At 43.0% G+C, this 9,584-nt stretch carries 13 protein-coding genes; 8 read left to right on the top strand and 5 right to left on the bottom strand.

The window, feature by feature from the left end; genetic code table 11:
* Positions 1-570, bottom strand: a 570-nt coding sequence (locus tag F7C14_RS09445; RefSeq protein WP_290902237.1) for an alpha-hydroxy-acid oxidizing protein, incomplete at its 3' end; no start/stop codon positions are given.
* 84 nt (positions 571-654) lie between these two features.
* On the opposite strand from F7C14_RS09445, the gene F7C14_RS09440 reads away from it, so the two are divergent.
* Entirely contained in the window at positions 655-1,566 is a 912-nt protein-coding gene (locus F7C14_RS09440) for a (Fe-S)-binding protein (RefSeq protein WP_290902235.1), read from the top strand.
* On the opposite strand, the gene F7C14_RS09435 is transcribed toward F7C14_RS09440, so the two are convergent.
* Entirely contained in the window at positions 1,550-2,317 is a 768-nt protein-coding gene (locus tag F7C14_RS09435) for a TIM barrel protein (protein ID WP_290902233.1), read from the bottom strand. The genes F7C14_RS09440 and F7C14_RS09435 overlap by 17 nt on opposite strands.
* A gap of 72 nt (positions 2,318-2,389) precedes the next feature.
* Here F7C14_RS09435 and F7C14_RS09430 point away from each other — a divergent pair, with 72 nt between their 5' ends.
* Complete coding sequence (locus F7C14_RS09430) at positions 2,390-2,839, top strand: hypothetical protein (protein WP_290902230.1); 450 nt, start codon at positions 2,390-2,392, stop codon at positions 2,837-2,839.
* Here F7C14_RS09430 and F7C14_RS09425 read toward each other — a convergent pair.
* On the bottom strand, positions 2,836-3,294 hold the full coding sequence (locus F7C14_RS09425) for a MarR family transcriptional regulator (RefSeq protein WP_290902227.1): 459 nt from the start codon (positions 3,292-3,294) through the stop codon (positions 2,836-2,838). The genes F7C14_RS09430 and F7C14_RS09425 overlap by 4 nt on opposite strands.
* Positions 3,295-3,412: 118 nt before the next feature.
* Here F7C14_RS09425 and F7C14_RS09420 point away from each other — a divergent pair, with 118 nt between their 5' ends.
* Positions 3,413-4,363: a 4Fe-4S binding protein gene (locus tag F7C14_RS09420; protein WP_290902224.1), complete on the top strand. Its 951-nt coding sequence runs from the start codon at positions 3,413-3,415 to the stop codon at positions 4,361-4,363.
* Between the two features lie 102 nt (positions 4,364-4,465).
* Here F7C14_RS09420 and F7C14_RS09415 read toward each other — a convergent pair whose 3' ends face one another.
* Complete coding sequence (locus F7C14_RS09415; RefSeq protein WP_290902221.1) at positions 4,466-5,725, bottom strand: tRNA(Ile)(2)-agmatinylcytidine synthase; 1,260 nt, start codon at positions 5,723-5,725, stop codon at positions 4,466-4,468.
* Positions 5,722-6,471 carry a hypothetical protein gene (locus tag F7C14_RS09410; RefSeq protein WP_290902219.1) on the bottom strand — a complete coding sequence of 250 codons (750 nt, stop codon included), beginning with the start codon at positions 6,469-6,471 and terminating at the stop codon, positions 5,722-5,724. Before F7C14_RS09410 ends, F7C14_RS09415 begins: the two co-directional genes overlap by 4 nt.
* 22 nt (positions 6,472-6,493) lie before the next feature.
* Between F7C14_RS09410 and F7C14_RS09405 the strand changes: the two genes are divergently transcribed.
* The 5 genes from F7C14_RS09405 to F7C14_RS09385 all read left to right on the top strand — a co-directional run bounded on the left by F7C14_RS09405 (position 6,494) and on the right by F7C14_RS09385 (position 9,582).
* A complete protein-coding gene (locus F7C14_RS09405; RefSeq protein ID WP_290902217.1) occupies positions 6,494-7,111 on the top strand; it encodes a DUF2150 family protein in 618 nt (205 codons plus the stop codon).
* Complete coding sequence (locus F7C14_RS09400; protein ID WP_290902215.1) at positions 7,083-7,427, top strand: SWIM zinc finger family protein; 345 nt, start codon at positions 7,083-7,085, stop codon at positions 7,425-7,427. The genes F7C14_RS09405 and F7C14_RS09400 overlap by 29 nt, the downstream gene beginning before the upstream one ends.
* Positions 7,424-7,924, top strand: a complete 501-nt coding sequence (locus tag F7C14_RS09395) for a deoxyuridine 5'-triphosphate nucleotidohydrolase (RefSeq protein ID WP_290902213.1) — start codon at positions 7,424-7,426, stop codon at positions 7,922-7,924. The genes F7C14_RS09400 and F7C14_RS09395 overlap by 4 nt, the downstream gene beginning before the upstream one ends.
* A 144-nt stretch (positions 7,925-8,068) precedes the next feature.
* A complete protein-coding gene (locus tag F7C14_RS09390) occupies positions 8,069-9,217 on the top strand; it encodes an MFS transporter (RefSeq protein ID WP_290902210.1) in 1,149 nt (382 codons plus the stop codon).
* Between the two features lie 47 nt (positions 9,218-9,264).
* Positions 9,265-9,582: an SHOCT domain-containing protein gene (locus F7C14_RS09385; RefSeq protein WP_290902208.1), complete on the top strand. Its 318-nt coding sequence runs from the start codon at positions 9,265-9,267 to the stop codon at positions 9,580-9,582.
* Positions 9,583-9,584: the final 2 nt, after the last annotated feature.

Raw genomic sequence — 9,584 nt, 5'->3', positions numbered from 1 at the left:
GAAAGGTAGTTTCGTCGTCGAAGCCAGATCCTCAAGCTCTCTCCTGCTTAACGGCTTAGTTCCTCCGTAGGAAAGAACGTTATGCTTAACTTTCACTCCCGCCGCTGAGTCGATGTCTATTCCGACTGCAAAAGCTTTCGTTTTTTCTGCCCTCTCTATTTCCTCGTATATCTTCCTTCTATCCTCAAGGGGTTTGATTATCCACACGAAGGGCTTTCCGAATTTTTCAACTTCATCCTGTATCGGATAACCTATCCACGGAACGACACCAACTTCCCAAGCCTCCTCTATTATCCTCTCGAAACACCTTTCATCAACAGCCTTCACGAGTCCAGAGAGCGGAGCAGGCATTACGGGAAGAGAAATCTTTTTCCCGAGAAACTCCGTCTCAAGTTCAACATCATCAACATCGTTTATCACATTCATTCTAATCCCTATGGAATCTAAAAACTCCCTGTTTCTTTTCACGGTCAATCCTCTTTCGGTTCCCCCTTCCAAGATCTCTAAATTTATTTTTCTTCTTCTGAAGATTTTCTTTGCTTCGGAAATTATTTCGTCCACGCTCTTCATCGGGAGTAAAAGGGATTGAAAGTACTAAAGGTTAACCCCAAGATTTAACATCCTTCCTAACTCCTTATGAAATGGGGGAGGAAAGTGATTAGCCCAAAGCTTCTGACCGATTTCGTAACAGCGAGCATGAAAAAAAGTGGAACACCAGTAGGTTTGTCGAAAGAGGAAGTAAACAGCTGGTGGAGGGAATTCGAGATTAAAAGAGAAGGAGAGTGGTTTTTCTTCACCGGATTACTTTATCAGCTAACCCCGTATATTGAAAAAGCCGTGGACAAAATCGAAGTTCTTGAGAAGATGAAAATTAGCAGTTTGATTCGATTTTCTAAGTTCACCCCGAGCAAATTTTTGAAGCTATTCGTATCTCCAAAAAAGGAGAGAGTCGTTGAAGCTAAAAGCACCATCAGGAGCATTTACAAACTTCTTGAAAAAGCTGGAGTAAGCGTTTGGTATAATCCAGATCTCGATTTTTACAGCGGAGTTCTTCTCTACGACTTGGGAGAAGAGGAAGAGTTCGAAAAACACGCCAAACTCGTGATAGAAAGGCTTGAAAGAGCAGGAGTAAAGAAAATCGTCACGATCGATCCTCACACAACCTACACGTTAAAACACCTCTATCCAGAAAACTCCTTTGAAGTTGCAAGTTACATAGAACTCGTGAAAGATTTGAGGGGAAACGTTAAGGAGGAGGAGGTCGTTATTCACGATCCATGCTACTATTCAAGGTATCTAAGGCTCTACGATGATGTGAGAGAGATCATGAGCAACTTCGGAATCGCTTACCACGACATCAGAAATTCGAAAGAGCTCACTTCTTGCTGCGGAGGTCCGATAGAAGGTATATCTGCAAGAGTAGCCGAGGAGGTTGCTAAGCTTAGAGTTAATGAGCTCGGAAGCAAAAAAATCGTAACAACATGCCCCATATGCCTGTCAAATTTGAGAAGAGCTGGAGGAAAAGTGGTCGACTTGGCTCATCTGATATCTAAAGAAAACCCTTGAGAACTTCGTAATCGTAAATCACATCCACATCTCTCAACTCGTTTTTCTCCGAATCCCTCCAAAAAGTTTCGATGGTGTAATATTCAGCTTTGAGGTGGCTAAAAATAAACTGGAAATCCAACTTCCCTCTCCTCAGAGAGATGTGATCCACCCTCTTTTCGGGCTCACAGTCGTGGACGTGGCAGACGAGAATTCTACTTCCGAATTCGGCAACGAATTTTTTAAGCTCCTCCTTGAAATTCTTTTTGTTTGCAAGGGCGAAGTGTCCTATATCAAGGCAAATTCTTAGACCGTCAACCAGAAATTTTTCGTCGAAATTCCTGTCGTATTCGATGCATGCGTAAAATCCGTACTCCTCGGATTTGCTTAAGATGAATTCGCAAGCTTTTCTACCATTCTCCAGAATTTTCTTCTTCACCTTATCGAATTCTCTCGTCGGAGAGAAGTAGGTGATGTGGAAGTTGTAGTAAAGGGTTTCGAATTTCGACGCAAAATCTAAACATCTCTCCACAATTTTCAGACTCGCCTCGAAGATTTCATCCCTCGGCTGAGCTACGAATACATCGAGGGGTGAGTGAAAAGAAATATTCATTTCGTAGGAGGAGAGTAAATCTTTCAATTCTCTCGAATTTAGCTCATCGGGAAATGGGTAGTCCAAGGAAAGTTCCACGTACTCGTACCCCACTTCCCTTAAAAGTTCGAGTTTCCTGTTCAAGGGAAAATCACCGTACCACACAAGCCTCCCTATCACGAAAGATCAATTTCCCTACGAAATTAATCTTTTCCGTTAATTTATTGTACACCAGATGAAAAATAAAATTGGATGAACTTGACGAAGAAGCTTGCAGTACTTGCGGTAATTTTAGGAATACTATTCATTCTGGTGAATTTAAAGGAGGATGGAGAGTTAAAACTCGTAAACACTATCGAAGGAGAAGAAGCCGTCGAGTTGATCAAAAGAATTCACGAGGGAGAGTTCAAAATCGTAGATGGAAGAATTCTCGAATACGAAGGGAAGGGAAAGGTAAGGGTTTGGATCGCTGAAGTTGAATCTGAAGCTCTCGCAGAAAAATACGTCGAGGAAATGGCTTCAAAAGTTTCCAAGTACTTCAGCGAACCGGTTTATTTGGAAAACTTAAAAGCTTACAGAGTTTACGGGATGGGTAGGGTGCATTACTTCTTCTCCACTAATTCCTCCGTCGTATGGGTTGAGTTCGAAAATCGAGATTCAGAATACCACTACGAGGTTTTGAAAAAGCTGTTCTTCAGCTAAACGTTCTTCTTCAACCAGTCACTCAGGTAAATCCTGTAGGTTTTTCCGAATCTCTCCCTGTAGATAAGATTTTTTTCCTCAAGCTTTTTCACGATCATGGATACCTTCGAAGGCGAGAAACCCGTTCTAAAGTGCAGCGAATCTTGAGTTACACCTTCGTTTTTTCTTATTATCTTAAAAACTTCGAGTTCATCTCCTTCAAGAAGTTTTTCAACAACACCCATCTTATCATCTTCACACTTCTCTTCAACTTCCGATTTCTCTTCAGATCTCTTAGCCTCAAAAATGCGAAAAGCTGAGAACAGGATTAGGGCTATTCCGGCTATCGTAAAAATCAGAGGAATTACGGCAAGATAGTAGGGACCCATCATCATGTAATGGTGGGAAGAGGGGGCAAAAACGAAAGCAACCGCTATTAAAGCTACTCCGACGATTAGCGTCAATTCTCTTTCCATCAAATTCAGGAAGCTTTCAACGTATTTAAGATTTCGCATCAAAAACGACACAATTTTTAATGAAGTTTTCGAATAATTTAGGGAGAATAAATATCAGAGTTGGAGAGAAGAATCTAATATGGGTGTAAAGATTAAGCTCAGAAGAGTAGTCCAGCTCTCTTTCTTTTTGTTCTCGATCTACACATGGTGGAGGTTCTACTTTTTCGTCAAGCATTTTGATGAAGGAACAGAATTCGTTCCCCGCCCCGTTTCCATAGAAGCATACCTTCCGATTGGAGGACTTGTTTCAATAAAGAACACGCTACTCAACGGATATATCGATCCAATTCATCCCGCAGCAATGGTTATTCTCTCCGCAATCATAGTTTCGGCTATATTTTTGAAAAGAGGATTTTGCGGCTGGGTATGCCCAGTTGGAACGCTATCCGAAGCTGTTTCATTTGTGGGAGAGAAAATTTTGCCTCGAATACGAATACCAGAGTTCGTGAAAGTGATAAAGTATAGTCTTATGGCTTTCTTCTTACTTACGGTTTTGATGATGGACAGATACGAAGTCGCAGCTTTCCTTCAAACGCCCTACTGGGCAATCGCCGATGTTAAGCTTTTAGATTTCTGGTTGAATCCAGGAACGCTGACGATAGTCGTGACCTCGCTAATAGTTCTCCTAACCCTCTTTACAAGAAACCTCTGGTGTCGATACTTGTGTCCTTACGGAGCATTTTTAGCAATTTTCTCCTTCCTCTCAGCTTTTAAAATAAGGAAAACCAACTGCATAAATTGTAAAGCCTGCGATAACGTTTGTCCAGCGGGAATTAAGATTAGCGAGAAAAAAGAAGTTAACTCCACTGAGTGCATCGCTTGCTACGATTGCATAGAGGTCTGCAAAACTAAGGGCTTGTACATGGACTTCCTCGATAAACGGGTGAGAAAGGAAGTTTACGTGGCAGTTCTGCTTGCGATATTGTTCGGATTCGTTATCGTAGCAAAAGTTACTGGAAACTGGGACTCCGCGTTAACTTACGAGGATTACAAGAGGTTAATGAAGATCAGGGAGTTTATAACGCATTAATGAGGAGCTTAAACTTTCAAGATCTTTTTTATTGAGGTTCATCTCAAAGCAAAAGCGTGAGCGAAGGTTTGAGAGAGCAACGGCTGATAAAAGCACAAAAGATTATCTGAAGATGTGAAAGTTCTCTTTAAACCCTTCTCTAACGAGGGGTTTGCTTAGGTGTCTTCTGGCAGAGGGAGGAACTTCGTAAAACCCCTCTTCGATGTCCCTCCTAACTTCTTTAAGTATCCTGTAGTTCACGACCTTCTTGCACTTCTTGCATCTAAAGCCTTTGCCTTTACCAGCACTCTCCATCCTCCTCCCGCACTCGCAAATGGGATTTTCCTCGAAGAAAACCCTCGCTACTTTAACAATTCTGATCTTCTCAAGATTCAGCGTTGCGTTTTTGTAGGAGCCGTAAACTTCTACCACATCCCCAGGCATAAGTTTTCTCACAACTCTCCTGAACTGCTTAGTGGGTTCAAATGCGGCACACTCAACTTCGCCAAAGGTTGTTTCTATCTTAAAGAAGACGTGTCCCCCCTCTATTTCCCAAGGAAACTCGATTACTTTGCCCGTGAGCTTATATGATCTGAACTCTTTAAGTTCTCTCACGTCTCCTTCGTCGATTATGTGCATGTCCGTCCCCTGATTCGTTATGAAAATTTGATAAAAGTCGTAATCTTCGGCTTCAATGTACCTAAAAGCTTCAAAGATTTTCTCCAAGTTGTCCCCTCTGATTCCGAAGAGAACCGGATCAGGAGAGTTTGGGGCGGCAACAACAACGTTATTTCCCCAATCGACCGTGTCCCAAGTGTAGGGATAAGTCATCAAATCGGCTAAGAAGAAGCTTTCCTCCACGATTTCCCTTTCTTTTCCAAACCTTTCTCTTTTTCTGTAAACGAGAAGTTCCAATGTCCTATCCTCCAAAGGCAACCCTACGGAGGCTAAAGCACCTATTAGTCCCCTTCCTTTTTTGTACTTCAAATGGGGGATTAGGTATTTCCCAATTATAAACAGAGCTTCATCCAAGCTTACAACATCCCTCAAAGCTTTAAAAGAAAAGTTTTGAAGCTTATCTACCAAATCCTCCCGTACAAAAACAACTCCCGGGTGGGTGTTTTCATCATCCAGCTCCGCATACTCCTCCACGATTTCTCTAACAATCTCCACAGCTTCTCCGATCTCTCCGTCGACCAGTATGGACACCGCCCCATTTCCCCTTGTTTTGTAGGGAATCGTGGGATTCAACCTTATAAGCCTCGGAAATCCGATAGTTTTCATCCCAGCTTTCTCAAGCTCCCTGATTACCAAACTGGCTATGTAAGTAGTGCACATTCCCTTTCTTGAGTCCGTGTCGTCTATTCCAATCCAGAACCTCATGGATGCGGAGACTTTCCGTGGTACAGTATGTGAATTAAGGCTTCCGGCAACTCGTACTCTTTTATCCTGTCCTCGACAAGTTTGAAGTCGAATGCAAACTCCTCGATCCAAACGTCAAGGTTTCTCGTGTCGATAACCGCAAACGTTGGATCGTCTTCCCTCGAATTCCTTACTCCAGCGTTCCCCGGACAAACGACCTTTCCGTGCTGGGTAACTTTTATGAAAGGCTCTTTTCCCCCGATTATCTTTATATCCGCCCTTTCGAACTCTTCGAGCACCTTATCGTAGTAATCCTCGCTCTTCCAGTGATCCGCTTCCTCCCCAGTCGGATCAAAGTACGAGACAGAGACCCTCGTATCTCCGAACTTCTCCACAACGTAGAATTCCACTTCGTTCCTTAGCCACTTCCTTCCCTCATGTCCGAGCATCTCCCAGTTGAATTCGAGCATTCTGTATTCGTACTCGGGCAATTCGTTTTTGAGAGCTTCCCTTTCTTCTTCGCTGAGCTCACCAAACTTTATCAGCATTCTGTCAAAGTGCCCTCCAACGGGCGTTATCAAATCCGAGTTCTTTATAGCCTTGTAAACTTCCTTTGGGTAGGGCATGTAGCCGAATATTCCGATTACATATATCCTCTGCACATCCCTTCCCTCTTCCCTATATTTCTCCCTCAGATTTTCGACTTTCGACAGCAATTCAGCCAACGCTTCCATATTCCCGTTTAAATTTGAGGCTGCGATTATCATCCCAACACCTCCAAGAGGAGATTTGGATTCGTATTTTGTAGGGCAAGTATTATATATTTTAGCCTACGAAGCTGCGGTGATGTATGATGAAAAGTGGTTCAACAACTGGATCGAGAGAATTAAGAGCGAAAAGATCGAGTTGGATAACATCGATACTTTGGAAGTTTTCGACAAGTTCCTTGAAGATGTTGTGGTAGCTTGTTATAACTTGCTGAGAGCGGTTAAAGAGAGGGAACTTAAAAAGAAAGAGGCTGAAGAAGAACTAAAGAAAATGAAAGAAATGCTGGAGAGAGACGTTGACCTCGGAGATGATATCAAGAACGATTTGTTCGTTATGACTAAAGAGAGTGCAAGACTCGTTGTGAGAGCGGCTGAAATAGCTTTAAGCGGGAAGATCAGTAAGAAGAGTTTTGAGAAGTTGCTTGAGGAAGCTTTAAAGAAGGAAAAAGAGGGTAAAGTTGAGGAGGCTTTCGAAGTCGTCGCCATGATGGGAGCGAAAATATTCAAAAACGAGAAGCTACCAGAACTGGAGTTCCCGGAAGAGTCCGAACTCTTAGAGTATTTCGACGGTCTCGATGCGATAAACACAGTTATTCTGCTAAGCGAGATCGATGCTGGAGAGAGTCAAGAAGAAAGCTAAGGAATTGGGATTTACGTACGACCTGTATAAGTACTTACTTTTCACCTTCGGCAGGAGAGGAGAGAAGGCTTTTCTCTACGTAAAAGAGGGGAGAGTTAAAAGATACAAGGACTTCTTCGTCGTGGTTGGGAGAGAGGAGTACATCGTCGAGGAGTTCTTCTGCACCTGCAAGGACTTTCACTTCAACCTTAGGGGAAGAAAACCGTGTGCGCATATACTTGCCGTGGCTATTGCCGATGAGCTAAAGTTATACGATGAGTTCGATACGTACTACGTGAACTTCATCTCGATAGATGCAAGGAGGGGTTGGAAGTGATCTTGGCAAAGGAGGAAATAAGAAAGCTCATTATTGAGAAGGGGCTTGTTAGAGACTACATCGACTTGGAGAAGCAGCTTCAGCCCAACGGCTTCGACTGCACCCTGAGGAAGGTGGGGGTGATAAAAGAGGAAGGTAAAGTGGACTTCGACAACTCCGAAAGAAAGATCCCGAAGGTTGAGGAGGTGGACTTTCACGAGGACTGGATTTTTTTGCCGAAGGGTGTTTACAGAGCGTACCTCAACGAAGTTATAAGTTTGAGTAACGACATCATGGCTATCGGAAGACCGAGATCCTCTCTTGTAAGGTGCGGAGCTACTGTCCTCACGGCAGTGTGGGATGCCGGTTATGAGGGAAGGAGCGAGGTCGGTTTGGTTGTTTACAACGAAAACGGAATATGGCTGAAAAGAAATGCGAGAATTATGCAGCTCGTTTTTATGAAGCTTTCCGAAGAGACCGAAGGTTATTCTGGGATTTTTAAGGGTGAAAACATTTAATTTCCACATTTTTCTTAGGTGGTAGATTTTTTCGTAGTCTTTTGTTTCGCAAACGCTTAATGCTATAAGCGATAAGGAAGTCGTACTTTAAAACCTCTGCTAATTTGCTGTATCGTTTTTATACTGGAAAGGCAATTAATCTTCATGGACAGAGTTTACAGAGACTTCCTAATTCTCGGCATGCTATTTTCCATTACCTCCTTCGACACTCTCCTTCTCGGATTTGCAGTTCCAAAGATTATAGTTCAGTATTCACTTTCAAAAGCTCAGGCGGGATCTCTTGGCACAATTTTGATGATCGGTGTTGGAATTGGAGCTATCGTTCTTGGCTCCCTTTCAGACGTGCTCGGAAGAAAGAACGTCATAATTTTTTCCGTTTCCCTTTTTTCCGCATCAACAGGCTTACTTGGATTTGCGGAAAACTTCCTGAGCTTGGCAACTTTCTTATTCCTTTCCGGTTTTGGTCTCGGAGGCGGGCTAACGCTAAGTATAGCTTCTCTACCAGAAGTTATACGGGACAAGCCCCTCGAAAAGTACATGTGCTACTTCGAATCTTTCTGGGGAATTGGTGCGCTTTTCGTGGCTTCTCTTTCTCGTGTTTTGCTCGAAAAACCGTTAAAGGATCTCTTTTTAGTAGGCGCATTTCCCTTCCTCTTTCTCCCGATCTTTTTCAAGCTTTCAGAAATTAAAGCGGAAAAAAGCACGATCTCAGGAAACCTTAAGGAGCTCCTATCGAAGTACAGGAAGATTACCGTTCTCCTCTGGATCATTTGGTTCTGCGGCGTTTACACCTATTACGGAATTTTCCTTTGGCTGCCAGAGATTATGTCGTCGATAGCCGGATTTAAATCCGGATACTCTTCACTAATCCCAGTTTACGGAATTCAAATTATTTCTCCGCTTTTCCTTTCCCTGATTATAAGGGAAGACAATACGGAAAAGTTGCTGTTTTTGTACTCCCTTGCAGCAGCCATCTTTACGCTTCTTGCCATATTAGTGAGGGATTTTCTTGTTATAGGAATGTTCGCTACATCCTTCTTCAGTATAGGCGGATGGGTTCTCTTTATTTTAAGCACCCAAAAGAGCTATCCGCAAAAGATGAGGGGGATCGGTGTTGGTTCTGCTGCAAGCGTTGGAAGAGTTGGTGGGATTGTCGCTCCTTACCTCACCGGATTACTTTTAGACGCTTACGGAACTCTTACAGCATTTTCGGCAATTTCCCTGATGTTTATGGTTATAGCAGCGCTCTCGTTCCCCCTCTTGAAAATGCGCAAAGAAGTTGGAGCTTATTAATTATTTCGCCCGAAGTTTTATATAGTCACTAAAGAACATTTACATTTATGGACGGATTTCACATGTTCCCCTTCGGTTTTGGATTCTTCGGATTTGGAATGATCTTCTGGTGGGTGCTCTGGGTTATCGTGGCTTACCTCGTTTATCAAGATGCTGAAAAGAGGGGTATGAACGGATTGCTGTGGTTCATTCTCGTCCTTATCCCAATGCTCGGAATAGTTTTCCTCCTCGTTTACCTTGCTGTGAGGGAGAGTAAAGCGGAGGAGAAAAAGATTAGTGCACTGGAAATTCTGAAGGAGAGGTACGCAAGAGGGGAGATCACAAAGGAGGAATTTGAAAGAATGAAGAGGGAGATCGAAGGGTGACT

It is taken from the genome of Ferroglobus sp., assembly GCF_015521575.1.
In the GTDB taxonomy this organism is placed as follows: Archaea; Halobacteriota; Archaeoglobi; order Archaeoglobales; family Archaeoglobaceae; genus Ferroglobus.
Note: the sequence above shows the minus strand (reverse complement) of the source record. Positions and strands in the feature narration are given on the sequence as shown.